The following is a 24582-nucleotide window of genomic DNA, read 5'->3' as shown; positions in this document are numbered from 1 at the left end:
GGTGGTGCGTTTCGAGCCTCCGTTCCCACGGAAGCAACCGGAGCGCACATGTCCTCGACCAAGCTGAACCGTCTGACCCGCTGGGGGAGCGCCGCCCTCGCCCTGAGCCTCGTTCCCGCGTGCAGCACCTCGCCCGGCAGCAGGGCTTCTTCCATCGAGTGGCAGTCCCAGCCGCGCGAGCGCTCGAAGGCCGAAGCGCCCGCCCCAGAGGCCGGGCTCGCGCAGGCCGAGACCGAGGCCGCTCCGGTAGATGATGCCGTGTACGAGAAGGCCGAGGCCTCCGACGCGAAGGCCGACGTGGCCATGCCGAGCCCGAAGCAGGTGCCCGCCAAGCCCGCCGGTGCCATGGCCCCCGTGGAGAGCCGCCGCGAGGCGATGGCCGTCATGAAGCGCGCCGAACCGATGGCCGGGGTGGCCGTGGCTCCCGCCTCGCCGCCGCCTCCTCCTCCGTCGAGGTCGATGCCGCCCGCGGGGGGCATGCCCATGCAGCAGCCGGAGCCCCAGTCGCAGGGCAACAGCTTCGCCCACCACGCCGCCAACGCCTTCACCGAGACGGCCAAGGACCGGTTCTCCACCTTCGCGGTGGACGTGGACACGGCGTCGTACGCGGTGTCTCGCCGCTACCTCAACCAGGGTGCCCTGCCTCCGCACGCGGCCGTCCGGGTCGAGGAGTTCGTCAACTACTTCAAGTACCGCTACACGCCGCCCGAGCAGGGCGCCTTCACGGTGCACCTCGAGGGAGCGCCCTCGCCCTTCAACGCGAACCGCCAGTTCGTGCGCGTGGGTGTGCAGGGCAAGGTCGTCTCGCGCTCGCAGCGCAAGCCCGCGCACCTGGTCTTCCTGGTGGACACCAGTGGCTCCATGAGCCAGCAGGACAAGCTGCCGCTGGCCAAGGAGGCGATGAAGCTGGCGGTGAAGAACCTCAACGAGAACGACACGGTGGCCATCGTCACCTACGCGGGCAGCACGCGGGATGTGCTCTCGCCCACCCCCGCCACCAACCTGGAGAGCATCTACAAGGCCATCGACACGCTGGAGTCCGGCGGCGGCACGGCCATGGGCTCGGGCATGCAGATGGCGTACAAGCACGCGGTGAAGAAGGCGTCGGGCAACGCGGTGTCGCGCGTGGTGGTGCTCACGGACGGTGACGCCAACATCGGCCCCAACGTCTCCGCGGACGCCATGCTCAACAGCATCCAGGGTTACGTGAAGGAGGGCGTCACCCTGTCCACCATCGGCTTCGGCATGGGCAACTACCGGGACGACCTGATGGAGAAGCTGGCCAACAAGGGCAACGGCAACTGCTTCTACATCGACAGCTACAAGGAGGCGAAGAAGGTCTTCGAGACGCAGCTCACCGGGACGCTGGAGGTCATCGCGAAGGACGTGAAGATCCAGGTGGAGTTCGATCCGAAGGTGGTGAGCCGCTACCGGCTGGTGGGCTACGAGAACCGGGACATCGCGGACAAGGACTTCCGCGACGACAAGGTGGACGCGGGGGAGATCGGCGCGGGCCACAGCGTGACGGCGGTGTACGAGGTGGAGCTGACGGGCGAGAAGGCGCCGCTGGGCACGGTGCGCATCCGCGCCAAGGCGCCCAACGGTACGGAGGCGGCCGAGCAGGCCTTCCCCTTCGAGCAGAAGATGCTGCGGGCGACGCTGGATGGGGCCTCGGCGGACTTCCGCTTCGCGCTGGCGGTGGCGGCCACGGCGGACGTGCTGCGCGGCAGCCCGAGCGCCCAGGGGTGGAACCTGGCCACGGTGCAGAAGCTCGCCGAGGGCGCCATCGACGGCCAGACGGACCGCGAGGAGTTCACGAAGCTGGTGGTGCGGGCGCGCGGCCTGCTGGGTAGCTCCATGGCCCGCGACGGCCGCTGAGCCAGGAGCGTCAGGAAGCGGCCGCAGCTGATTCGCGCCGCAGCCAAATCAACGGGCCCCGGGTTCCCAGGAACCTGGGGCCTTTTCGTTTTCCAGCGAGCGAACCGCGGCCAGGCACTGGAGACACTGCGCGAAGAGGCTCGACTGTGTACGGCGGTCAGCGGATCCTCAGGAGGTCCATTCGAGAAGAATCCACGCCTCCGCAGCCGGCAATCGAGAAACGAATATGCCTGGACACATCACGTGGCTTTGCACATTCGCCGTGTTGCTCTCGATTCTGTCGGGATGTTCTCCCCGCAGCACAAGAACCCGAACCATCGTCACGGGGAAGATCGAGCCAAGACAAATCCACTACGTCACGACTGTTGAGCACACCGAGGAGGAGCCAAGCGGCTGGCGTGCGACCTGCATACACATCAACATTCAGAGAAAGAACACGGGAGAGGCGTTTCTCTGCAAATTTGGCGTTGAGGTACCCATGCAAAATGACAAAGGCCCCATTTCGCTCCCACTTGCGCAGCGAATCACGGTGGAGCGAATCCACGAGGCGGCCCGAAGCGTCTTCGGTTCCGCCACACCAGAATCCCCTCTTGGCATGTTGTGTCAAACCCTCAAAACAACGCTCAAGCCCCTGCTGAGCGCATCCATTGGTGGTTCGCGCGTGAATACGGAGTGCCATCGAAAGACCATTCCGGTTCAATTTGGCGAATCCGCTCCTTGAGCCCATGCCCTTCTCGCTCGAGCAGCTACTCGCCATTGCGCAAGACTACTGGCGCCCAGACAAGGATTATTACCTCCGGCAGGAAAAGAGCCCTGAGGCATTTAGACTTGAAGAACGGTGGGAGCAGGCGCTTGAAAGGCTTGATCGATGGCATGCGTTCTTGCGTGACCTCCGGCAAGAGCTTCCTGACTTCACCATCGGGGACGGCACCGCGACACCTGACGCCTGCTTTCGTTGTGTCGCCTACCCCGCCAAGGGCCGCCCGATGCCGCCTCACAACTGGATCGTCGTTGGTTGTGTCAGCATCCTGGCGCCCATCTACATCGTTTACGGTGTGAAGTATGGCCGCGTGGGCAACAGAACGGGGCTCAATCCCAGGGTGGTCTTCGAGCCGTTCCCTTCAGAGATGCAGCTTCCGGCCGACCTCATTGCCAGGAAGATCGAGGAAACCTTCGGGATCAGCAAGCTTCCGCGAGAGATCGCGGAAACTCCTGTCCCGCTCTTCGTGAAATGGGTGGAGCCGCCAGAGACCACGCTGTTCCATGCCCTTTTCACGAACGAGCCAGCCAACGTGCCCTGATTCCAGGGTCAGGGGCTGCGCCACAAGTCCCAGCCGGCGCACGCCCGCTGACCCCGGTGCCACCCACGGGTGCTACTGCGCCGTCCACCGCGAGCGCGGCGCCGGTGACGAAGGACGCCGCGCCCGAGCCCCACGTTCCGGCCGGATGCACTCCCGGTGATAAAGAAGCCCGCCGGGAGGAAGTTTTCATGCCTGCCTGGCACGCGGGCGCCCACTGGTCCCCGTCCCCGCGTCCTCCCCCTCGCCGGGCCCCTCGGGGGGTTCACTTCTGTGGCGACACACGGCCCTCTTGATGTAGGGTCCGCCCCACCTGAGGAGCGCTGCAACGGGGGTCCTCCCCGCCAGGCTCAGGTTCTTGCAACGGCGCTCGCTGACTCGTGGCTGGATGCCCGGGAGGCGAGCAGGTTCCGTCTGCCACATCCAGCCCCTGCCGAGGAGCACTGCATGCGGGCTGCAATCGATCTGACCAAGTTCACCGACTACCGCGTCGCCGACATCAAGCTGGCCGACTGGGGCCGCAAGGAGATCGCGATCGCCGAGACCGAGATGCCCGGTCTCATGGCCATCCGCGACGAGTTCGCCAAGACCCAGCCCCTCAAGGGCGCTCGCATCGCTGGCTCGCTCCACATGACGATCCAGACCGCGGTGCTCATCCAGACCCTGGAGGCGATCGGCGCCGAGGTCCGCTGGGCCTCCTGCAACATCTTCTCCACCCAGGACCACGCCGCGGCCGCCATCGCCGCCGGCGGCACCCCCGTGTTCGCCCACAAGGGCGAGTCGCTCGAGGAGTACTGGGAGTACACCCACCGCATCTTCGATTGGGCCGACGGTGGCACGCCCAACATGATCCTCGATGACGGCGGCGACGCCACGCTGCTCATCCACCTGGGCACCCGCGCCGAGAAGGATCTCTCGGTGCTCGACAACCCTGGCAGCGAGGAGGAGACCATCCTCTTCGCCTCCATCAAGAAGCAGCTCGCGGCCAGGCCCGGCTGGTACTCGAAGATCCTCAAGAACATCCAGGGCGTCACCGAGGAGACCACCACGGGCGTCCACCGCCTGTACCAGATGGCCAAGGATGGGAAGCTCGCGTTCCCCGCCATCAACGTCAACGACTCGGTGACCAAGTCCAAGTTCGACAACGTCTACGGCTGCCGCGAGTCCCTGGTGGACGCCATCAAGCGCGCCACCGACGTGATGATCGCCGGCAAGGTGGCCGTGGTGTGCGGCTACGGGGATGTGGGCAAGGGCTCGGCGCAGGCGCTGCGCGGCCTGCAGGCCCAGGTGTGGGTGACCGAGATCGATCCCATCTGCGCGCTGCAGGCGGCGATGGAGGGTTACCGGGTCGTCACCATGGAGTACGCGGCGGACAAGGCCGACATCTTCGTGACCGCCACGGGCAACTACCAGGTCATCACCCACGATCACATGAAGCGGATGAAGAACAACGCGATCGTGTGCAACATCGGCCACTTCGACAACGAGATCGATGTGGCGGGCCTCAAGCAGTACAAGTGGGAGAACATCAAGCCGCAGGTGGACCACATCATCTTCCCGGACAACAAGCGCATCATCTTGCTGGCCGAGGGGCGTCTGGTGAACCTGGGCTGCGGCACCGGCCACCCCAGCTACGTGATGAGCTCCTCCTTCGCCAACCAGGTGCTGGCGCAGGTGGAGATCTTCACCAACCCGGGCAAGTACAAGCCGGGCGTGTACACCCTGCCGCGGCACCTGGATGAGAAGGTGGCCCGCCTCCAGCTCACCAAGCTGGGCGCGATGCTGTCCGAGCTCACCGATGCTCAGGCGAAGTACATCGGCGTCTCCAAGCAGGGTCCCTTCAAGGGCGACCACTACCGCTACTAGAGACCCGCTCTCCAGATGAGGTAGCAAGGGCCCCGGCCGCCATCAGGCGAGCCGGGGCTTTTTCTTGGGGGTCGCCCATGACCGTCCGTTTCAATCACACGATCGTCGCCGCGAAAGACAAGGTGCGTTCCGCGCAATTCCTCGCCGAGCTCCTCGGGCTCCCCGAGCCGCAACCCCTCGGGCACTTCATGGCGGTCAAGCTGTCGGATGGGGCGACGCTCGACTTCATCGACACCACCACCGACATCACCGGCCAGCACTACGCATTCCTCGTGTCGGACGACGTGTTCGACTCGCTGATCGCCAAGATCCGCGAGCGCGGCATCGAGCACTGGGCGGACCCGCGCGGCCAGCACCGCGGTGAGATCAACACCCACGACGGGGGCCGCGGGGTCTACTTCCAGGATCCCTCGGGTCATTACATGGAGGCCATCACCGTTCCCTACGGAGGCTGGTGACGGCTCGCCCCAGAAAAGAATCGGGGAGGAGCCGCCCCCCAGCAGCCCCTCCCCGACGTGCTTCCCTTCCCCCACTGCCCCCGAAGACTTCCCTGCCCCCTGTACTGTCTCAGCCCCGCCCAACCCCGACCGACCCGCCGCCCTCGACCACCCCGCCCAACCCCAACCACCCGCCCGTCCTGCCCCGTCCAACCCAACCGCCCTGCCCCGCCAACTTCTCGTGCGGGACGTAGAGCATCCCGCGTGCCAGCAGGTCCCCAGGGACAGGTGCGTGTCATTTCAAGGCTTTATCTCCAAGCCTCGAGCAGCACCCGCCCCGGAGCCGGTAAGACTTACGAGGCCTCCGGCGCCGTGACGAGCTGGAGGATCCCTTCGGGGAGGCGCCCAACGACCTGCCGCTCATGGCGCTCGCGCGCAGCGCCGAAATCAGCCTGCTGGAGGCGCTCGGCGAGCCACTCCCGGAGCCGCTGCGCCCTCATGACTTCATCCCGAGCCGCGAGCACCCACGCCGCCTCGCTGGGGCTCGGCCCGGGAGCTTCCCAACCATCCCAGGAGTTCCTTCACCGCCGTCTCGCCACTGTGCCGCACCTGCTCATCCAGCCGCGCTCCGACCCCGCGGGCCTGTCCCTCCAGCCGCAAGACTTCCTGGAAGGCCCTCTTGAAGGACTCCCGGGTCAGCTCCTGGATGCGCAGCCTCACGGCGACGCCCGCGGACACGAGCGCCTGGGCGTTGACCTCCTGCTCCTCGAAGATGGGAATGGCGATGGTGGGCCTGCCCGAGCGCGCCGAGGCGGCGCAGTGGCCCGCGCCTCCCTGGTGGACGATGACGGACACCCGCGGGAAGAGCCAGCTATGGGGAAAGCGCTTCCCCATGTACCACTGGGGATTCTGGAGGATGGGGTCCTCGAGCATGAAGTCGAACGTGTGCTCGAGCAGGATGGCGCGGATGCCCAGCTCCTGGACGGCACCCAGCATGGCGTGGGCGGCCTGCCGGGCCTGGGCGAGAGGAAGGAACTGCAGCAGCGAGAAGCTGCCGAACCCGATGTAGATGATGGGCTGCTCTCCGCTCCGGCGCAGGAAGTCGCTGAGCGCCTCGGGCACGGCCTCCGTCTCTTCCTGACTGGGCGGCAGCAGCGGCCCGGGGTTGAAATACCAGGGAGGGAGGTCCTTGTGCGGCACGGGCATGAGCGTGCTCGAGTAGGCCTGGATCGCGGGGTACTGCCAGAACCCGCGGCCGAAGAAGTAGCTCAGCGCCGGACGCGCACTCAGGCCATGCACGCGCCGCAGCCGGCGCAGCACGGGCCCCTCCAGGAAGATGCGCATGAAGGAAGGGAGCGTATAGGACAGCCAGTTGAGGAAGCCTCCCTTGTCACCCGTGCCCACCATGGGGCAGAGCCGCTCGGTCGTCGCGGTGAAGAGCGGGGTGTAGCGCAAGACGAACAGGGGGAGCCGGTGCTTGTCCGCCGCCAGGATTCCCACGTTGAGGGCGAACTCATTGACGATGAGGACGTCGGCCTTCGCGCGCGTCACCATCTCATCGAACTGTCGCAGGTAGGCCGGGGTGTGCTCGGCGACATGGCGGAAGAGGTAATAGATGCCCCGCGGCCCCGATTTGCCCTGGAGCTGGACGGTGACGACGTCCTCCGTGTGGTCCTCTTCCTGCGCGAAGAGCTCGCTCTCCTCCAGGCCCAGGCTGAGGCCCGCCTCGCGGTAGCGCTCGCGGACGTTGATGAGCACCGAGTGGCCCTCGCGCTTGAGTTGTTGCGCGAGCACGGCCAGGGGTTGGAAGTCTCCCCGGCTCCCCCAATAGAAGAGGGCGAAGCGGAGCTTTCCACTTGGGGGCCGCACCACCTCCTGCTCCGCCCAGGGGCCGCTCGCGCTCCGGCGGGAACGCAGGTCGTCGCGGTAGAGGAGATAGAGGAAGGCGGTGAGCGACACGAGCACCACCGCGAGGGTGGCCACTCCTCCCGCGAGCACCGTGAGGATGACGGAACCAACTGACGCCATGGGACCTCCGCGAGGTCTTCAGCTCCCCGGCCAACCAGAAGGCCGATGTCTCGTTCCCCAGCGCTGCGACAGGGTGGAGCGTGGACGGATGCTTCTAGCATTCGCGCCAAAAGAATCGGGGAGGAGCCGCCCCCCATGGCAGCCCCTCCCCGAAGTACTTTTCCCGTCCCCCAACTGCCCCCGAAGACTCCCCTACCCCCGTCCTGCCCGTACTGTCTCAGCCCCGCCCAACCCCGACCGACCCGCCCGTCCTGCCCCGACCCGCCCACCCAACCCCGACCGACCCGCCCATCCAACCCCGACCAACCCGCCCGTCCTGCCCCGACCCGCCCTGCCCCGCTGACTTCTCGTGCAGGAGCTAGAGCATCCCGCGTGCCAGCAGTCTCCCCGGGCCAGATGCGTGTCACTTCAAGGGGTTATGGCGAGACCACGGACAGCACCGGCCCCGGAGCCGGTAAGACTTACGAGGCCTTCGGTACCGGGACGGAGGGTTGGAGGGCCGAGGGCGAGTCTCCCCGTGCGCCCGGCCGCGGTCCTCAGCGCTTGCGCGCGGCGCGCTGGATCTTCACCGGCGGGGTGAGCTTCTGCCCCTCCGCGGGCGCCTGCTGGATGGCGCGGACCACGTCCATGCCCTTCACCACCCGGCCGAACGCACCGAAGCCCTGGCCATCCGGGTTGCGCTTGCCCCCGAAATCCAGCTCGGGCTGGTCGCCGATGCAGATGAAGAAGTCCGACACGGCGGTGTCGGGCGTGTCACGCGCCATCGAGAGCGTGCCGTCCTGGTGCTTGATTCCTGTCACGCTCGTGCGCTCGAGGGTGATCGGCGGGCGCTGCTCGGACTCGCGGGCGGGATTGACGCCGCCCTGGATGACCTCGATCTTCACCTTGTTGTTTGGCTGATTGTCGGGCTTCACGGTGCGGTGGAACACCCCGCCGTCGAAGAAGCCGCCGTCCACGTAGACGAGGAAGTTGCGCACCGTCTGGGGCGCTCGGGCCTCGTCGAGCTCCATTTCGATCTCGCCCTTCTCCGTCTGGAACACCACCCGCACCAGCTTCGCCGGCTCCGGTCTGGCGGCCTTCTTCGGTGGCGCGGCATGGGCGGTGGGCGCGAGGGCGAGCAACACGGCGAGGCAGGCGGAGGGGAACAGGTTCATGGGCAGCTCCAGGGCACCGGACGTGGGTCACAACGGTCCATTCGTCATCCATCCTGCCCACCGCGCAGCCGGACAGGAAGGCGTGAGCGTGAACGCCCCCCCGTCACAGGTCTCCCTCTCCTCTTCTGTCTCCCCCGGAGGAGGAGGTGGTGGCTGTCCGCCGATCAGGCCCGGCGAGCGTCTGGCCACAGGCCAGCACCCTGGAGATCCAGGAGGCGCATGCTGACAGAGAGAGCCATGGAGTGGGCGGGAGGAGCGGATGAGCAGGGACGCCAATCAGGAGAGCGAGGGCCTGCCCAGGCAAGACGTGTTGGACTCCGAGGCCTCCGAATTCGAGGACCCGGTGCTGCGGCGGGTGCTCCATGTCGAGCTCCCACCGCGGTTGCCAGAACCCGGGGAGCGATTCGGAGGACCCGAGGGCCGACGCTACGAGGTGCTCGGGCAGGTGGGCCGCGGCGCCATGGGACAGGTGTTCCGCGCCCGGGACGAGGTGCTGCACCGGGAGGTGGCCCTCAAGTTCCTCGCCCCTCGCTCGGGGCTCTCCGAGGCGGCCCTGCGCGAGGCCCGCGCGGTGGCCCGGTTGGATCATGAGAACATCGTCCGCATCTTCGACGTGTCCGAATGGTGCGGCACTCCCGGCGGCGCCCGGGTTCCCTTCCTGGTGATGGAGTACCTGGAGGGCGAGTCGCTCGCGGCGCTGTTGCGGCGGCACCGGCCCGGCCTGAAGCAGGCACTGGACATCCTGGGCGCGGTGGCCAAGGGGCTCACCCACGCGCACGAGCGCCACCTCATCCACCGCGATCTCAAACCCAGCAACATCTTCATCACCCGCCAGGGCACGGTGAAGCTGCTCGACTTCGGCCTGTGTCATCGGGTCGCCGCGAGCGGCCCCGCGGCGCCGCACCTGCCCACCGCGGGGACTCCGGCGTACATGGCTCCCGAGCAATGGCGGGGCGAGCCGCAGGACACGCGCACCGACATCTGGGCGGCCGGGGTGGTGCTCTTCGAGATGCTCACGGGGGCGCTGCCCTTCCCGGCCTCCACGCTGGCGGCCCTGCGCGAGCGGGTGACGTCCGCGGAGCCCTCGCCCGCCGTGCGCGCGAGCCGGCCGGACCTCCCCCGCGAGGTGGAGCTCCTGGTGGCCACGGCGCTGGCCAAGGATCCGTCCCGGCGCTTCCCCTCGGCTCGGGAGCTGCGCGAGGAGTTGCGCGAGCTGCAAGGCCGGCTCCTCGAGACCGGACACGAGGCGCCACCCGCCACCGCCCTGCAGCGCCGGCAGGTGACGCTGGTGTCCTGCGTGCTCACCCGGCCCGACGGAGTGGGAGGGCCGCCCGCCGCCGAGGATCCGGGCGAGCTGGAGGCCGCCTTCCACGAGACGTGCGCGAAGACGATTCACAAGCACGGGGGCTCCATCCCCTTGTCCCTGGGAGACGAAGTGCTCGCGTGCTTCGGGTGGTCCCAGGTGCGGGAGGACGACTCGGAGCGGGCGGTGCGCGCGGGGCTGGAGTTGGTCCGGAGCGCGGGCGCGGCGCTCCCCGGCATGGCCGTGAAGGTGGGCATCCACACGGACATGGTGGCGCTGGACGAGCAAGCCCCCGGGCAGCGCGGTGGGCTCGTCATCCGGGGACAGGCTCCGAAAGTGGCGGCCTGGCTCGCTCGGCAGGCCCGGCCGGGCGAGGTCCTCCTGGGCGAGGCGACGTGGAAGAGCGTCCGCGAGACGTTCGAGACCACGGCGCTCGGGCCCCGCACCTTCGAGGGACTGTCGGGGAGCCAGAGCGTGGGCCTCCACCGCGTGTCGCGCGAGCACGAGGAGGATGCCCGCTTCGAGCGGATGCGCGCCGCCGGCGGTGGCCTCACGCCGCTGGTGGGCCGGAGCGCGGAGCTGGCGTGGCTCCTCGCCCTCTGGGAGCAGACCGAGCGGGGACAGGGTGCCTTCGTCCTCGTCAGCGGCGAGGCGGGCCTCGGCAAATCGCGCCTCATCCGGGAGCTGGGCGAGCGCATTCCCGCGGAATCGGCCACCCGCGTGCGCTTCCCATGCGGGTCCCGCTCCGGCACCACCGCCCACCCGCCCCTCCACGGGCTCATCGAGGCGCTGCTCCAGCTCCCCCCTGGAGAGGAGCCGCGGGCGTGGGAGAAGCGGCTGGGTGCCCTGGGCACTGGCGAGGAGCACGTGCAGCTCATCGGCCAGTTCCTCGGCCTGCCCACCGCTCCGCACGTCCCGGTGCGCCAGCTCACCCCCCAGCGGCGCAGGGAGAAGGCCTTCGAGGCGGTGGTGGAGCTGACGTCGCGCATGGCGCGCCAGCGGCCGGTGCTCGTCTTCGTGGCGGATCTGCACCAGGCCGATGCGTCCGTGCTGGAGTTCTTCTGCTTCCTGCTGGAGCGCATCGAACGGGCGCGGGTGCTCGTCGTCTTCAGCACGCGCCCCGAGCTGCGTCTGGGCTGGCCGCGGCGGCCCTGGCTCCACCACCTCTCCCTGGACCGGCTCCCCCCGGAGCAGGCCGCGGCGCTGGTGAGGGAGACGGCCCGGGGCAGGACGCTGCCCGAGGACACGGTGCAGGCCCTGGTGAAGAGGACGGACGGCATTCCCCTCTTCATCCGGGAGATGACGCGCATGGTGCTGGAGGGAGGCGCGGCGGCGTCCATCCCCGTCACCCTGCACGAGCTGTTGCTGGCGAGGCTCGACATGCTCCCCTCGCGTCAGAAGTCCCTGCTGCAGCTCTGCGCGGTGGTGGGGTGGGACGTCACGCGGGAGTTGCTCTCGGCGCTCTCGGACCGCGACGAGGCGGCCTTGCGGCGCGAGCTCGCCGGCCTGGTGGAAGCGGGGTTCCTCCGCGAGGAGGGCACCAAGCCCACGTACTCCTTCCGGTACGCCCTCACCCAGGAGGTGGCCGCCCACTCGCTGACGCGAAGCGCGCGGCGGCAGCACCACCGGAAGATCGCCCGGGTGCTGGAGGAGCGGTTCCCCGAGGTGGTGGAGGCACGGCCCGAGGTGCTCGCCTACCACCACGCGGAGGCGGGAGAGCCGGAGTGGGCCCTCCCCTACCAGGTCCGGGCCGGGCTGCTGGCCAGCCAGCGCTCGTCCCTCCAGGAAGCGGTGAGCCATTACACGCGGGCCCTGGAGCTGCTGCGGGGCCTGCCTCATGCCGAGCGGCTCGTCCACGAGGAGCTGCGCATCCTGCTGGCCCTGGGCCCTCCCCTGACGCACCTGCGGGGCTACCGCTCGCCCGAGGTGGAGCGGACGTATGCCCGGGCACGCAAGCTGCTGTTCCGCGTGGGAGACGCCCTGACGGAGCTCGACCTGTCCCCCTGGGGCCCCTTCACCTATTCCCTCGCGCGAGGCGAGTTCCGTCAGGGTCACGAGCTGGCCGGGTTGCTCGTGGAGCTGGGCGAGCGCCATCACGATCGGGTGTTGCTCATCCTCGGCCACCGGATGAGGGCCATCGGCTTCGCCGCCTGGGGGCGGATGCGCGAGTCCCTGGACGCCCTGGAAAGCGCCATGGCCTGCACCCGCTTCGAGGCTCGAGCAGCACCGGCGGATCGCCGCGCGGCACGGGGCGGATCCATGGACGACGGCCCTGGCCTATGCGGCCTTCATCCACTCGGTGCTCGGCCAGCCCGAGGAGGCCTGGAGGTACAGCCGCGGAGCCCTGGAGATGGCCCACCACATCGGCCATGCGCAGACCCTGGCCTATGTGTTGACGTTCCTGGCCATGGGCAGCCAGATCCGCCATGAGCCGGAGCCCACCTTGAAGTGGGCGCAGCAGCTCCAGGCCCTCGCCAACGAACGCAGCTTCTGGATCTGGGGCTCGTGGGCCCCCATCCTCGAGGGATGGGCCCGCGCCTGGCTCGGGCAGCCCCGGGTGGGTGTGGCGCTCATCGAGCGGGAAGCTCGCGAGCTGGAAGGAGCGGGGCATCCGTCTGGGGGTGCCCAACGGTCTGGGTCTGCTCGCGGAGCTCCACCTGAAGCTGGGGCAGTTCGAGGAGGGGCTGGCCGCGGTGCACGAAGCGCGGGCGGAGCAGCACGCCACGGGAGAGCGCACCTACGAGGCCGAGCTGTACCGCGTGGAGGGCGAGCTGCTGCGCGCCACGGGAAGGGAGCGCAAGGCGAGGTCCCGCTTCATCCACGCCATCGAGACGGCGCACAAGCAGGACGCGGGGCTCTTCGAGCTGCGCGCGACGTCGAGCCTGTGCCGCCTGCTGCGGGACATGGGGCGGCTCGATCTGGCCCGGCAGGTGCTGCAGCGGGCGCGCACCCGGTTCGGCGAGCACCTCGATTCCCCCGACCACCGGGAGGCCAGCGCGTTGATGAGGGAGCTCCTGGAGTGCGCCTATCAGGGCCGCTGCGATTCCAGCGCGCTCCACCGCTGACGCACCCACCGCCGGAGGTACTCCACCTCCTCGTCGAAGGTGGTGAAGTCCGTGCGGGTCCGCCACCGGAAGAAGTCCAGGTACTGCTGCCTCCAGTGCACCTCGTCACGGCGGGCGGCGGGAGCGATCTCGCGCGCGTACTGATCGATCAGCCCGAGCACCACCTCGGCGCGCAGCTCCCCCTGGAGCAAAACCCGGTAGCGCTCGCGCAGCGGCCCGGCGATGGCAGGGTCCTCCAGCATCCGGGCGAAGAGCCGGTTCCTGCTGGCATAGGTGGTGCGGTCCTCCGGCTCGTTGCGCCGCGTGTCCCAGTTCTGGCCGAAGCTGGCATCGAGATCCCACGGAATGGGACGCCAGCGCCCTCCCCGGGCCCGGTAGTGGTACGCGTTCTTCGCCACCGAGTCGTTGGCGGTCACGAGCGTGGCGAAGATCCACCAGTCCTCGTACTCGCGAGCCTCCATCCACGCGTCGCGCTCCACCCGGAAGCGCTCCGGGCCCGAGTCGGCCACGAAGGCGGTGAACGCGGCGATGCTGTCATGGGCACCGGGACCCGACTCGGGGATGCCCGCCTTCTTCTCGAAGCCCTGGTGCAGGTAGCGCTTGGGCTCATGCGTCTCGTACGTGAGCCGAGAGAAGTTCGCGTCATCGCCGTCCGCCTTGAACAGGTCTCCATCCCTGTCCAACCCCTGGGCCGCGAGCAGGTGCGCGTTGAGGTGATCCACCACCGCGTACAGCCCCATGTACCGCCCGTTCACGTAGACGATGGCGCTGAAGGTCTTCACCTGGATGTGGTCCGGCGCCATGCGGTTCCACAGCGTGAAGGCGAGCCGGTGCCGCAGATAGGAGTTGTCATTGAAGGGGCTGACGAGCACCACCTTGCGCCGGCCGGTGAACCCCTCGGCGAGAAGGGGCTCGTCGAAGGGGGCGTCCCGGGAGAAGTCGAGGGTGTAGCTGCGCTTGGGGAAGTGGCGGGAGGTATCGCCGCGGAAACGGAGCTGCACGGGCAGGCAACGCCCCCGGTAGACGAGCCGGGCCTGGTAGTCGCGCTCCTCGTCCGGAAGCGACTCGGAGACGAACAGGTTGAACACGGGCAACCCGTCCTCCTCGGCCCGTGTCTCCACCGCGACGGAACCGGCCTCGTGGGACCCGGGGGCCTGACACTCCGCGGGCAGCGCTCCCGCCCATCCGCTCGTGGAAGCGCACGACAGCAGACCCCCGATCGCCGCGAGCCACCACAAGCCCGCGGCACCCCGCGCGTCCCTCGCCATGCTGTCCTCCTACGGGAGCGCACCTTGGGGACGCGGACGGCACGGGACATGCCACCCTCCAGGGCAGTGTCACGGCACGAACGGGCTAATCGTCGTACAGGCTCCACTGCGGCAGGAGCGTGAAGGCGACGTCGCCCCCGTCGGGCAGCTCCAGCTCTTCCCGGTGGACCTCGGTGACATCCTCGTCCCGCCGCATGGCGAACAGCGTGTAGCTCCCAGCGGGCAGCCGGGGAAATCGCCGGACGCCCTCGCGCACCGGCTTCCCCATGAAGCCACTCTGGAGCTTCGAGTACAGCCCGTCCTTCGGGCCCATCAGCGGCAGGTTTCCCGGGATCAGATGGACCTCGATGTTCCGCTCCGGCACGAAGATCTCCAGGAGCGCGCCCTCGATCTGCTCGGTGAAATCCAGCGTCACCCTGCCCCCCCGGGAGAAGCTCCACCTGCCGCACCGGGAACAGCGGCGCCGGGCCTTCCTCGGAGTACGCCACCACGTGGACCAGGTAGCGGCCCGCGGGGACAGCGCGCAGGGAGTACCGCCCCTCCCAGAAGCCCAGGCTGGTGAGAACCTCTCCCTGTTCCGAGCGGAGCCGCACGACGCCCGACCGCACCGGAGTACCCGCCAACTCAATCCGCCCCTCCAACGTAGCGCCGGGCTCGAGCATCACCGTCACCTCCCGCTGAGCCTCCGCGAGCACCGTCCGCACGGGTGGCCAGTCCGGGTGGACCACGCGAAGGACTCCCTCTCCCGCCTTCACCCCTTCCACCGTGAAGCTCCCGTCCGGCAGCGTGTACGCGGACTGCTCCGCTCCGCTGCCGGGCGGGTGCCCTTTGCTGGGGCTCACCTGGACCCAGGCTCCGGCGATGGGCGCCGACGTTCCGGCCTCGAGCACCCGCCCGCGCACCGTCCGGTCCTCCACCAGCACCACGTCGCCCAGCTCCACATCCTCATCGTCCGGCGCTGGCACCCTCCGGCGGCGCTGGGAGAACCCGGGAGCGTCGAATACCCACATCCTGCCGTTCCCCACCGGCAGGGAGAACCGGCCCTCGGGGTGACTCACCGGCTCGTGGTTGATCCGGAACGAGGTGATGGGCGCGCCGTCCTCGCGCACCACGCGCCCCCGGACGCGGGGCTGGGCCCGGAGCACGAGCCGGACGTTCCCGCTCCCGGGAGAGACCTCCACCGGCCCGCCGGCCTCAATCCCATACCCGCGAAAAATGACCCGCAGGGTACAGGGGCCCTGCGGCAGGTTCGTCAGCGTGAAGCCGCCCTCCGGCCCGGAGACCGCCTGGACGGTGCCGCTCCGCAGGCGCCCCGAGGCGGCGTCCTCCGGCACCGCTCCGGGCCCGGCCACCCGCCTGGCCACGACCGGCACGCCCTCGAGGGGATTCCCCTCGGCATCCACGACCTCACCCGAGAGGCTCCAGCCCTCCTCGGGTTGGAGACGGACCTTCCGGGTCTCCCTCCCCCGCAGGTCCACACTCAGCGGGGCGTAGCGGATCCATCCCTCCGGAGGCCGGGGCTCCACGACGTAGCGGCCGGGCGCCAGACCCTGGAAGACGGCCCTGCCATCCAAGCCCGTGGTGACCGTGCTTCCGGAGGGACCCTCGAGCCGAACGGGCGCCTGGAGCACGGGGCGCCCCGCGGCGTCCACCCATTCGACCTCGAGGGAGGCCACCCCCTCCGCGGCCACGGGGCGGGCCTCCACGGGCTTCAAGGTGAGCCGCAGCTCCTCCGGCTTCAGGAGCAGCCGCGGCGGCACCTCCAACCGCTCGTGGTGCGCCGCCAGGACCATCACCGTGTACTTTCCCGTGACGAGCCGTTCGAACAGGAACCCGCCCCGCGCGTCCGTCCGGGTCTCCTCCCTCCACGGAGGAGCGTCCGCGAAGACGATCACCAGGGCGTCCTCGAGGGGCTGGCCCGAGGAGCCCGTGACCCGCCCGCTCAACCGCACGCTGGCCCCCAGGACCAGCACGGCCGACTCCCTGTCCAGCCCCGTCGCCAGGGACACCTGCTGCCGGGCGAAGCGCTCCGCGTGGCTGGCCGTCAGCACGTACCGCCCCGGACACAGCCCCTCCAGGCCGAAGCGTCCGCGCGCATCCGTGACCGAGGGGGGCACGCGCGTTCCTCCTTCGGCCTCGACGGTGACACCCGGAACCGGGCCCCGCTCGTCCACCACCTGTCCGGAGAGTCGCCGGGGCGTGGGAAGCATCACCTGCACCGGACCCCGCTCCAAGGTGTCCGGCATCAGCCGTGCTGGCACCAGGCCCGCCTTCGAGACGAGGACGTCGTAGCGTCCCCAGGGCAGCGGACCGAGCAGGAACCGGCCCTCTTCGTCCGCGGACGTCTCGACGAAAAGTCCCGCGTCCCGCTGGAGGGTCGTGACGAGCGCTCCCGCGACCGGCCTGCCCTGCTCGTCGTACACCACGCCGGAGAACGTCCTGCCGGGGCCCAGCCGGACCTCGACGCCCTCGCTGCCGGCGGCCACCTCCCCTCGCAGGGCGGCGTCTCCCCCGCGCTCGGCCCAGAGCACGAAGGCACCCGCTTCCAGGCCCTCGAGGCGGAAGTTCCCCTGGGCATCCGTGGTCGCACGGGCCTTGGGCGTCCGCTGACCCCGGAGCTCCGCCGCCAGCTCCAGGAGCGGCATCGCGGCCGTGAGCTGCTCGCAGGACGACGCGTACCCCTGCCGCCGGCCCGTCGGGGGAGGTGTCAGGGAAGGCCACTCACGGGACTCGGGCGCGAGGGCGACGACGAGCACCCCGGGCACAGGGCCCCGAGGACCCATCACGCGGCCCTGGATGGACAGGGTGCCCCGCGCCTCGGGCGGGGTCGCGTTGGACCACAGGCTCGCGGAGGCCGAGGCCGCCACCCGGGGTTTCAGCGACGGGTCCGTGGGCCCCCGGGTGGACTCCGGCGCGGCTCCGGGCCGCCAGACGAGCCACAGCAGCAGGGCCAGCAGTCCCGCCGCCGCTCCGATGACCCACCCACGCCGCATGCACATCCCTCACGCTGGAGGCGTCCCCGTGACGCCCGGTCAGCTTAATCGTCACGGGTGGCCTGGAACAGAGGACCCGAGTTACCCGGGAACTCCCCCCTCCCCCTGAAGCCTCTCTCGCGCTGACAGGAATCATCGCCCCCTGGCGCAATCCCAAACAAGCCAGGGCACTCTCGGAAGAAGAGCGCTATTCAAGAGGGAAACCCAAACACGGGGAGGACCGATGCAGGCAATCCCGAGACACGAGGACGCGCTGGAGAACGCCGTCACCGAGGCCCTCGCACGGGCCGTGCGCTTCCTGGAGGGCGCGCGGACGGCGGATGGGCGCTGGCTGGATTTCCGCTTCCGTTTCGTGGTGGGAGACCGGGACGTCATCAGCTCCCAATGGGTGACGGCATATGCCGGCCAGACGCTCGCCCAGGCGGGGGCGGACCCGGCCTGGCTGGCACCGTCCCGGGACTGGCTGATGAGTCATTGCCACCCCGGGGGTGGGTGGGGTTTCAGCCTGGCGACACCCGCGGACGCGGACTCCACCGCCAACGTGGTGCGATTCCTCTCCCATTGGCGGGACGTGCCCGGGTGGGAGGCGGCGCTCGGGGAAGCGTGCACGCAACTGCTGCGCTACTGGGACGAGCCCGGGAGCGGCTTCCGCACCTACCGCCCCGCCGAGCGGCCCTCATTGAATGGCTGGGCCAGCTACCCGGGCAGTAGCTGGTGCGACGTCCACCTGTGCGTCACCGCGCTGGCGGGAGAGGCCTTGCACGCCTCGGGAGACCCGCGCCACCGCCCCGTCGTCGAGGCCTGCGCCCGCCTGCTGCGCGACAGCCAGTCCTCCGAGGGCTTCTGGGAAGCCTATTGGTGGCACGGCCGCACCTACACCACGGCGCACGCGGCGCGGTTGCTGTCCCTCCTGGGAGGAGACCCCGAGCCGGTGGCGCGCGCCGCCCGCTGGCTGCTGGGTGCGCGGCAACCCGGTGGTGGGTGGGGCAATGGCACGGGCAGCGAGGCCGCCGCCTTCCACACCGCGCTCGCCCTCTCGACGCTGCTGCTCGACGGAGGACGCCCCCGCCACGGCGCCGCGCTCGACGCCGGACTGCACTGGCTGCTGCGGGCCCAGCAACCCGACGGAGGTTGGGCCTCCGTCCCCATCATGCGGATGCCCCGCCCCGAGCATCACGCGCCCTGGGAGGATCCCGAGGGGTGCCTCCTCCTGCCCGTGCTGACGGACCGCAACCGCCTCTTCACCACCGCCACCGTGGTGTCAGCCCTGGTGGACTTTCTCGCCGCCTCCCGCTCCGGCTGGCGCGGCAATCCCTGACATCGCGCCTCCCCCGTCTTCCCCGTTCGCACGCCCATGGAACTTTCATGCTCAATCAAATACACCCAAACATCCCGCCGATTGATTTGACTTCAGACATGCCATTCCCTATCTTTCCAATCGCTGACGGCGGCGGGGATGACCCGCCGCCGGAAGCCCCCGGGCTGGACGATGAGTCTGGATTGGGGTTCCACATCCAAGGGAGGGCAATGCCATGATGAACGAGAACATCGCCGAGCAGACTGCCAACCTCACCGAGCTCAACGACGAGGCGCTGGATGATCTCATCTCCGGCGGCGCGCAGGAGTTGAGCAACACGCAGGCCTGGGAGTAGTCCACCCCAGGAGAGCCAATCCCGCGGAACACACGGACGGGTGCCTCCGGAGCGCCCGTCCGTTGTCTGTCTTCGACATGAGAGGATTCCATGGCCGCCGCGCTGAATGAGTACCTGAGACTCGCCGAGCCCCACCTCTCGCCCCGCCTCATCTCTCCCACGGCCCTGGCGGACATCGAGCGGATCGCCCGGCTGCTGCCGCCCGTCTCCGCCTCCGGCTTCGAGTGCCGGTTGGGCCGTCAGGAGGCCCAGGCCGACTTCGGCGTCCGCTTCCTCGCCGCGGATGGCAGCCGCGCCGTGCTCGCGGGCCGGGCGGACGCCGGCGCCCCCCTGCCCGCCTTGCTCTTCACCCATCCCGTCTGGGAGCGCCTGCGCCGCTTCGGCGCGCGCTGGGACACCCCGGAGACGTTGTTGCGCGAGGAGATCGGCGACGTCTTCCTGGAGTTCGACGTCGAGGGGACGCCGCCCCCGGTGCCCATCCCCTCCTTCTTCATCGAGTACGAGCGGCGGGCCTGGCGCCGCCTGGAAGCGCTGGAGGAGTCCCTCGCGCTGCTCTGGGGCGAGCCCCTGGTGCCCGCCGTCCGGCAGCAGGTGGTGGCGTGTCTGGCGGCCCTGCCCTCCGGAGGCTACGTCTCCGCCGTGGGGGCCATGTTCTCCCGCCGCTTCGACGGCGTGCGGCTGTGTCTCCAGGGCCTGGGGCCCGGCACCCTGCCCGGCTACCTCGCCCGCATCGGCTGGCCGGGAGACACCTCCGAAGTGGAGGCCCTGCTCGCCCCGGTGGCCGGCCGCGTGGAGCGTCTGGCGTTGAGCCTCGACGTGGGCGCCGCCGTGCTGCCCAAGCTGGGCCTGGAGTGCCACCTCGCGGACAGCCTGCACGAGGCAGACTCCGAGCGCTGGGCCTCCCTGCTGGACGTGCTCGTGGCGCGGGGCCTGTGCCTGCCCGCCAAACGGGACGCCCTCGTGGACTGGCTGGGGCACACCCACCTGCGCTCCCGCCCCGAGGCCCTCCCTGGCAACCTGCGAGCGCTCTCCGCCTCGCTCGGTCCCAAGGCCCTCCCCGTCTTCCTGCGCCGCCTCAACCACCTCAAGCTCGTCCTCCAGCCCGGCCAGCCTCCCGAGGCCAAGGCCTACCTCGTGCTGCTGCAGCGGTGGCTGGGCCATGACGGACGGCGCCGGCGCTACGTCTTCGGAGACCTCGAGGAGGTCCGCGACGCCGTGCTCGCTTGAGCCCCAACCATCCAAGACAAAGCTCTTGGGCCGGGGGCCTGTTCATTGGTCTTTCCAGACGGGCTACACTCTTCCACTCAGACAGGAGACGGGAGACAGCTTCGGATGATCGACGGACAGACCGCCACGAGCGCTGAATCCGGTCTTGGAACGGAGCTGGAGTTGCAGCGGAGGCTGGCCCTGGCCACCCCCGTGGACACCGTGCGCGGGATGTCCTTCCACACCACGCTGGACGTACTCCGCGCGGACCTGGGAGAGGACGCGGTGGCGCGGTGCCTCGAGTCGCTCAGTGACAAGAGCTACAAGAGCTTCTTCACCTATCCCGTCAGCGAGTACCTCCGGTTGCAGTACACCGCGGCGTGGCTGCTGAGCGAGAAGCAGGGCGGCTTCGACAACGCGGTCCGGCGCATGGCGTCGGGGATTGCTCCCGGCTTCCTGGGCTCCGTGGTGGGCAAGGCCTTCATGCTGCTGGCCAAGGAGGGACCGAAGCAGCTCCTCAACAACATCCCGGTGGCCTACCGGGCGGCGTCGAGCTTCGGCGAGGCGACGGTGCACTGGACGGGGCCGAGGAGCGGCGTGCTCACCACGAAGCGGGACTTCCTCCTCTACCTGAACCACGAGGGCGGGCTGATGGGCCTGTTCCGCACGCTGGGCATCCACGACGGGCGGGTATCCGGACGGCAGATCGGACCGCTGGACAACGAGGTGACGTTCTCCTGGGGTTGAGGGCGGGCCTCAGGCCTTGGAGGTCCGGGGGAGCCGCACCCGGAAGGTCGTGCCCGTGGCAGCCGAGGAGCTCACGTCGATACGGCCGCCGTGCACGGCGACGATCTCGTGCACGATGAACAGGCCCAGCCCCACGCCCTTGAGGGCGTTGCCCCCCTCGCTGGCCCGCGTGAAGGGCTCGAAGATGCGGGGCAGCAGCTCCGGGGGGATGGGGTTGCCCTGGTTGCTCACCTCGAGCACCACCTGCTCCCCCTCGCCGTCCACGCGCACCAGGATGGGCGCCGCCTCCGCGCCATGCGTCAGGGCGTTGGACAGCAGGTTGCCCACGAGCTGCATCAACCGCTCGGGGTCCCACTCCCCGCATGTCCCCCCGCGCGCCTCCAGCAGGAGCTGGCGGTGGGGATGGGCCGCCTGCAGCTCGTCCACGGCGGTGCGGCCCACCTCCTCCAGGCTCACCGGCTGACGCTCGACGGGGAGCGTCTCTCCCTGGCGGATCCTCACGAAGTCGAGCAGATCCCGGATGAGGCGATCCATCCGCCGCACGCTCGTGCGGATGCGCGTCACCCACTTGCGCTGCGGGGGCGAGAGGGGCTCGGAGGAGCTCAGCAGCAGGTGGCTGACGGTGGAGATCGCCTGCAGGGGGTTGCGCAGATCATGGCTGACGATGCCGAGCAGCTTCTCGCGCACGTCGCCCTCGCGGCGCAGCGCCTCCTGCAGCTCGTGGTGCTGGGTGACATCGGTGCTCACCGCCACGCCGGCCACCGTGCGCCCCGCGGCATCACGCACCAGGGTGGAGCGAGATCGACCTGATGGCGGGAGCCGTCCGGATGGATGAGCGTCACCGGCTCGCGCACCACGGTCTCCCCATGGAGCAGCGAGCGCGCCAGGGGCCACTCCTCGGGGGCATAGGGCCGCCCGTCCGGGTGGAAGCCCGTGTAGACCGCGTACTCCGGGATGCCCGCCGAGGGCACGAACCGCTGGCCCCAGATGGCCTCGAACGCCGCATTGCCCCGGACGAGCCGGCCCCCGGGCTCGGCGATGACGACGCTCACGGGCAACTGCTGCAGCACGGTCTCCAACAGGGTGCGCTCGGCGGCGAGCCGGTCCCTGAGCTGCTCGGCCTCGGCGCGGGCCTGGCGCTCGGCCTCATAGAGGTGCGCGCGCTCGATGGCCACGGCACACTGCTGCCCGAGCGACTCCATGAACTGGAGATCCTCGGAGGTGAACGCCCGCGCGTGCTCGAAGCTGAAGCCGAACGCGCCGAGGATGCGCCCGTGCACCTGCAGCGGCAGCGCCGCGAACGCGCACCCCAGGAGCGCCGGGGAGCCCGCCTGCTCCGGGTAGTCCCGGAGGAAGGCCTCCAGGTTTCCGTACAGCACGGGCCGGCCGGTGCGGACGGCCTCGCGGTACATCACCGGCGTGTCGAGCGGAAAGCGCCGCCAGGCCTCGTTCAGCACGCCCTCGGGGAAGCCGTGGGCCGCGCGCAGCTCGAAGGCGGTGCCATCTCCGCTCACCAGCACGAGCGAGGCCGAGAGGGCCCCGAGCGCCGCGGCCCCCTCGCGCACCACCACCTGCGCCACCTCCTCGGGCAACAGGGCCTGGGAGAGGGCCGACGACACGGCATACAGCCGCTCCACGCGCAGGTGGGCACGCCGGGACAGGGTGATGTCGCGCGCCGTGCCGATACAGCGGATCGGCCGCCGCTCCGTGTCGAAATACGCCTGTCCATGGGAGGAGATCCACCGCACCACCCGGCCCTGGGAGTCCACCGTGCGGTACTCGGCCCGATAGCGCCCGTCTCCCCGCGGCTCACACGCCGCCCTCATCGCGGCCTCCACGACGGCCCGGTCCTCCGGGTACACGCGCACGAGGAAGGACTCCTGCGAGACGCGTCCCTCGCCGGGGGGTAGGCCGAGAGGCTCATGGCACCGCGCATCCCAGCTCCGCTGGCCCGTGCGCGGATCGAAGTCCCAGATGCCCAGCTCGGCGGAGGACAGGGCCAGGCGCAACCGATCCTCGCTCTCGCGCAGGGCCTCTGCCATCCGCGCGGCCTGCTCGCCCTGGCGCAGCTCGGTGATGTCCTCCACCATTCCCACGAAACCCGCCACCCGCCCATCCGGCAGCACGTGGGGCACGTAGTCCGCGCGCACCGTGCGGCTGCCCCTCATGCGGTAGGGGACCACGCGCTCGAAGCGCACCTGCTGCCCCGACAGCGCCGCCTCGGCATACCCGCGGACGATTTCGTACGCGGCCTCGCCGACGAGCTCCTGGAGGGACCGGCCGAGGATGAGCTCGCGCGGCTCTCCGAACCACCGCTCGTACGCCTGATTGCAGAAGCGGTAGCGCCCGGCGCTGTCCACGTACGACAGCAGCACGGGCGCGGCGTCCGCGGTGATGAGCAGCTTCTCGACGAAGCCATGATCATCCAGGTCCGGACCGGGCTGCTGGAGCGAGCGGTCGAGCAGCAGCAGCTTGTCGACGAACTCGCGAAGAGAGTGAGAGGGAGCGGGAGCGGACATGGGGGGGCGGCCGTATTCTCTAACCCAAGGGGATGCCCCATACCCTCCCGAAGTGTCCTGGGCGCGAGCGCGGCGGGCCCGCTATGTTCGCGCCATGACGCGGGCAGACGAGGCAGGCACGGTGGGCCGCTACCGGTGGGTGTCCCGCCTGGCGCGTGGAGGAATGGCGGAGGTGTTCCTGGGGGTGCTCCCCGGGCCCGAGGGCTTCGAGAAACCCGTCGTCATCAAGCGCCTGCTTCCGGAGCTGTCCGGCCAGGAGGTCTACCGGCAGATGTTCGCGCAGGAGGCACGGTTGATGGCCGCCTTCGGCCACGCGCACGTCGTCTCCGTGCTGGACTTCGGGCTGGAGGCGGGCACGCCCTACCTTGTCCTGGAGTACGTGGAGGGGGTGGACCTGGCCCGGGCGCTCGCCGCGCGTGGACCCCTCGCCCCCGCGCTGGTAGGGCAACCTGCTGGCCCGCTGCGAGGCCCTGGAGCCCCGGGCGGCGGAAGGCGGCGCCTGTGGCAGCAACCTGGACTGCCAGGGCGGCTGGTGTGACACGAGCGCCGCCTGCCCGGGCGTGTGCAAGCGCTACGTGCCCGCGGGGAGCGGGTGCGACGGTACCGTCCCGTGCCAGCCCGGCTCCACCTGCTCGCTCAACGTGTGCCGCGCACATGCGAACCCGGGCGAGTCCTGCGCCTGGGGTATCCGCTGCGCGCCGGAGGCCAACGCCGCGTGCGTGGACAACCGGTGCGTCGCGCGCAAGGCGTCCGGCGCGTGCAAGAGCGCCGACGAGTGCGAGCCCGGCCAGGCCTGCGTGAAGGTCGCCGTGGACGCGGGCCCGGACGCCCCGCGCGAGTGCCGCCCGGCCCGGGGCCTGGACGAGCCCTGCACGCCCGGGGCCTCCGAGTGTGGCGGCGGCCTCCTCTACTGCGAGGCCGCCACCGCGCGCTGCCGTCCCTGGAGGGAGCTCGGCCAGACCTGTTTCGATCCGGATGGGACGGCGGAGCTGGCCCTCTGCCTCGGAAGCCGGTGCGCCTTCGGGGCCTTCTTCCAGCTCGTCTGCCAGCAGTACATCGCCCCCGGAGCGGCCTGCTCGTCGGATGGGGAGTGCGGCCCCACGGGCGCCTGCCGCAACAAGGTCTGCGTCACCACCTGGTGCCGGTGAGGGCCCTCCACGAGTCTCAG

The 24582-nt window shown here is 69.9% G+C and carries 19 protein-coding genes, 1 pseudogene and 1 riboswitch; of the genes and pseudogenes, 12 read left to right on the top strand and 8 right to left on the bottom strand.

Going from position 1 to position 24582, the window contains the following annotated elements; all coding sequences use genetic code 11:
- Positions 1-48 precede the first annotated feature (48 nt).
- From ACN28I_RS04445 to ACN28I_RS04425, 5 genes are all read left to right on the top strand, one after another.
- Positions 49-1878, top strand: a complete 1830-nt coding sequence (locus ACN28I_RS04445) for a vWA domain-containing protein (protein WP_420940902.1) — start codon at positions 49-51, stop codon at positions 1876-1878.
- Positions 1879-2104: 226 nt separating this feature from the next.
- On the top strand, positions 2105-2599 hold the full coding sequence (locus ACN28I_RS04440; RefSeq protein WP_420940901.1) for a hypothetical protein: 495 nt from the start codon (positions 2105-2107) through the stop codon (positions 2597-2599).
- Positions 2600-2603: 4 nt separating this feature from the next.
- The gene (locus ACN28I_RS04435) at positions 2604-3179 is read left to right on the top strand and encodes a hypothetical protein (RefSeq protein WP_420940900.1); all 576 of its coding nucleotides are present in this window, start codon (positions 2604-2606) and stop codon (positions 3177-3179) included.
- Positions 3180-3485: 306 nt separating this feature from the next.
- A riboswitch (S-adenosyl-L-homocysteine riboswitch) is annotated at positions 3486-3555 on the top strand.
- A 68-nt stretch (positions 3556-3623) separates the two neighbouring features.
- Complete coding sequence (gene ahcY, locus ACN28I_RS04430; protein WP_420940899.1) at positions 3624-5042, top strand: adenosylhomocysteinase; 1419 nt, start codon at positions 3624-3626, stop codon at positions 5040-5042.
- 77 nt (positions 5043-5119) lie between these two features.
- Positions 5120-5500 carry a VOC family protein gene (locus ACN28I_RS04425; RefSeq protein ID WP_420940898.1) on the top strand — a complete coding sequence of 127 codons (381 nt, stop codon included), beginning with the start codon at positions 5120-5122 and terminating at the stop codon, positions 5498-5500.
- A gap of 332 nt (positions 5501-5832) precedes the next feature.
- Here the strand turns inward: ACN28I_RS04425 and ACN28I_RS04420 are convergent, their stop codons facing one another.
- The 3 genes from ACN28I_RS04420 to ACN28I_RS04410 all read right to left on the bottom strand — a co-directional run bounded on the left by ACN28I_RS04420 (position 5833) and on the right by ACN28I_RS04410 (position 8661).
- Positions 5833-5979, bottom strand: a complete 147-nt coding sequence (locus ACN28I_RS04420) for a hypothetical protein (RefSeq protein ID WP_420940897.1) — start codon at positions 5977-5979, stop codon at positions 5833-5835.
- 4 nt (positions 5980-5983) lie between these two features.
- The gene (locus ACN28I_RS04415; RefSeq protein ID WP_420940896.1) at positions 5984-7507 is read right to left on the bottom strand and encodes a glycosyltransferase; all 1524 of its coding nucleotides are present in this window, start codon (positions 7505-7507) and stop codon (positions 5984-5986) included.
- A gap of 536 nt (positions 7508-8043) precedes the next feature.
- Complete coding sequence (locus tag ACN28I_RS04410; RefSeq protein WP_420940895.1) at positions 8044-8661, bottom strand: peptidylprolyl isomerase; 618 nt, start codon at positions 8659-8661, stop codon at positions 8044-8046.
- A 259-nt stretch (positions 8662-8920) separates the two neighbouring features.
- Between ACN28I_RS04410 and ACN28I_RS04405 the strand changes: the two genes are divergently transcribed.
- Both ACN28I_RS04405 and ACN28I_RS04400 read left to right on the top strand, forming a co-directional pair.
- The gene (locus ACN28I_RS04405; RefSeq protein WP_420940894.1) at positions 8921-12394 is read left to right on the top strand and encodes a protein kinase domain-containing protein; all 3474 of its coding nucleotides are present in this window, start codon (positions 8921-8923) and stop codon (positions 12392-12394) included.
- Positions 12395-12525: 131 nt separating this feature from the next.
- Positions 12526-13029: a hypothetical protein gene (locus tag ACN28I_RS04400; RefSeq protein ID WP_420940893.1), complete on the top strand. Its 504-nt coding sequence runs from the start codon at positions 12526-12528 to the stop codon at positions 13027-13029.
- On the opposite strand, the gene ACN28I_RS04395 is transcribed toward ACN28I_RS04400, so the two are convergent.
- The 3 genes and pseudogenes from ACN28I_RS04395 to ACN28I_RS04385 form a co-directional block, all read right to left on the bottom strand.
- Positions 12993-14297 (bottom strand): CotH kinase family protein, encoded by a 1305-nt coding sequence (locus tag ACN28I_RS04395; RefSeq protein ID WP_420940892.1) that lies wholly within the window; start codon positions 14295-14297, stop codon positions 12993-12995. The genes ACN28I_RS04400 and ACN28I_RS04395 overlap by 37 nt on opposite strands.
- Positions 14298-14382: 85 nt before the next feature.
- On the bottom strand, positions 14383-14712 hold the full coding sequence (locus ACN28I_RS04390) for a hypothetical protein (protein ID WP_420940891.1): 330 nt from the start codon (positions 14710-14712) through the stop codon (positions 14383-14385).
- Positions 14713-15466: 754 nt separating this feature from the next.
- A pseudogene (locus ACN28I_RS04385) lies at positions 15467-16942 on the bottom strand (MSCRAMM family protein); the annotation flags it as partial.
- Positions 16943-17513: 571 nt separating this feature from the next.
- Here ACN28I_RS04385 and ACN28I_RS04380 point away from each other — a divergent pair.
- The 3 genes from ACN28I_RS04380 to ACN28I_RS04370 all read left to right on the top strand — a co-directional run bounded on the left by ACN28I_RS04380 (position 17514) and on the right by ACN28I_RS04370 (position 20895).
- Positions 17514-18608, top strand: coding sequence for a hypothetical protein (locus tag ACN28I_RS04380; RefSeq protein ID WP_420940890.1), 1095 nt, complete (start codon positions 17514-17516; stop codon positions 18606-18608).
- 424 nt (positions 18609-19032) lie between these two features.
- Positions 19033-20169 (top strand): hypothetical protein, encoded by a 1137-nt coding sequence (locus ACN28I_RS04375; RefSeq protein WP_420940889.1) that lies wholly within the window; start codon positions 19033-19035, stop codon positions 20167-20169.
- Positions 20170-20274: 105 nt separating this feature from the next.
- Entirely contained in the window at positions 20275-20895 is a 621-nt protein-coding gene (locus tag ACN28I_RS04370) for a TIGR02265 family protein (RefSeq protein ID WP_420940888.1), read from the top strand.
- A 9-nt stretch (positions 20896-20904) separates the two neighbouring features.
- Here the strand turns inward: ACN28I_RS04370 and ACN28I_RS04365 are convergent, their stop codons facing one another.
- Both ACN28I_RS04365 and ACN28I_RS04360 read right to left on the bottom strand, forming a co-directional pair.
- Complete coding sequence (locus ACN28I_RS04365; protein WP_420940887.1) at positions 20905-21681, bottom strand: sensor histidine kinase; 777 nt, start codon at positions 21679-21681, stop codon at positions 20905-20907.
- Positions 21639-23414 (bottom strand): PAS domain-containing protein, encoded by a 1776-nt coding sequence (locus tag ACN28I_RS04360; protein WP_420940886.1) that lies wholly within the window; start codon positions 23412-23414, stop codon positions 21639-21641. The genes ACN28I_RS04365 and ACN28I_RS04360 overlap by 43 nt, the downstream gene beginning before the upstream one ends.
- A 94-nt stretch (positions 23415-23508) precedes the next feature.
- Here ACN28I_RS04360 and ACN28I_RS04355 point away from each other — a divergent pair, with 94 nt between their 5' ends.
- Both ACN28I_RS04355 and ACN28I_RS04350 read left to right on the top strand, forming a co-directional pair.
- The gene (locus ACN28I_RS04355) at positions 23509-23952 is read left to right on the top strand and encodes a protein kinase (RefSeq protein ID WP_420940885.1); all 444 of its coding nucleotides are present in this window, start codon (positions 23509-23511) and stop codon (positions 23950-23952) included.
- Positions 23953-23974: 22 nt separating this feature from the next.
- Positions 23975-24562, top strand: coding sequence for a hypothetical protein (locus ACN28I_RS04350; RefSeq protein ID WP_420940884.1), 588 nt, complete (start codon positions 23975-23977; stop codon positions 24560-24562).
- The last annotated feature ends 20 nt before the right edge of the window (positions 24563-24582 follow it).

This window comes from Archangium gephyra (genome assembly GCF_049060025.1).
Taxonomy (GTDB): Bacteria; Myxococcota; Myxococcia; order Myxococcales; family Myxococcaceae; genus Archangium; species Archangium gephyra_A.
Note: the sequence above shows the minus strand (reverse complement) of the source record. Positions and strands in the feature narration are given on the sequence as shown.

Excerpts from the sequence above, each read along its gene's own strand:
- ACN28I_RS04445 (WP_420940902.1), top strand. The coding sequence starts at position 49 with ATGTCCTCGACCAAGCTGAACCGTCTGACCCGCTGGGGGAGCGCCGCC.
- ACN28I_RS04440 (WP_420940901.1), top strand. The coding sequence starts at position 2,105 with ATGCCTGGACACATCACGTGGCTTTGCACATTCGCCGTGTTGCTCTCG.
- ACN28I_RS04435 (WP_420940900.1), top strand. The coding sequence starts at position 2,604 with ATGCCCTTCTCGCTCGAGCAGCTACTCGCCATTGCGCAAGACTACTGG.
- ahcY (WP_420940899.1), top strand. The coding sequence starts at position 3,624 with ATGCGGGCTGCAATCGATCTGACCAAGTTCACCGACTACCGCGTCGCC.
- ACN28I_RS04425 (WP_420940898.1), top strand. The coding sequence starts at position 5,120 with ATGACCGTCCGTTTCAATCACACGATCGTCGCCGCGAAAGACAAGGTG.
- ACN28I_RS04420 (WP_420940897.1), bottom strand. The coding sequence starts at position 5,979 with ATGAGGGCGCAGCGGCTCCGGGAGTGGCTCGCCGAGCGCCTCCAGCAG.
- ACN28I_RS04415 (WP_420940896.1), bottom strand. The coding sequence starts at position 7,507 with ATGGCGTCAGTTGGTTCCGTCATCCTCACGGTGCTCGCGGGAGGAGTG.
- ACN28I_RS04410 (WP_420940895.1), bottom strand. The coding sequence starts at position 8,661 with ATGAACCTGTTCCCCTCCGCCTGCCTCGCCGTGTTGCTCGCCCTCGCG.
- ACN28I_RS04405 (WP_420940894.1), top strand. The coding sequence starts at position 8,921 with ATGAGCAGGGACGCCAATCAGGAGAGCGAGGGCCTGCCCAGGCAAGAC.
- ACN28I_RS04395 (WP_420940892.1), bottom strand. The coding sequence starts at position 14,297 with ATGGCGAGGGACGCGCGGGGTGCCGCGGGCTTGTGGTGGCTCGCGGCG.
- ACN28I_RS04380 (WP_420940890.1), top strand. The coding sequence starts at position 17,514 with ATGCAGGCAATCCCGAGACACGAGGACGCGCTGGAGAACGCCGTCACC.
- ACN28I_RS04375 (WP_420940889.1), top strand. The coding sequence starts at position 19,033 with ATGGCCGCCGCGCTGAATGAGTACCTGAGACTCGCCGAGCCCCACCTC.
- ACN28I_RS04370 (WP_420940888.1), top strand. The coding sequence starts at position 20,275 with ATGATCGACGGACAGACCGCCACGAGCGCTGAATCCGGTCTTGGAACG.
- ACN28I_RS04360 (WP_420940886.1), bottom strand. The coding sequence starts at position 23,414 with ATGTCCGCTCCCGCTCCCTCTCACTCTCTTCGCGAGTTCGTCGACAAG.
- ACN28I_RS04355 (WP_420940885.1), top strand. The coding sequence starts at position 23,509 with ATGACGCGGGCAGACGAGGCAGGCACGGTGGGCCGCTACCGGTGGGTG.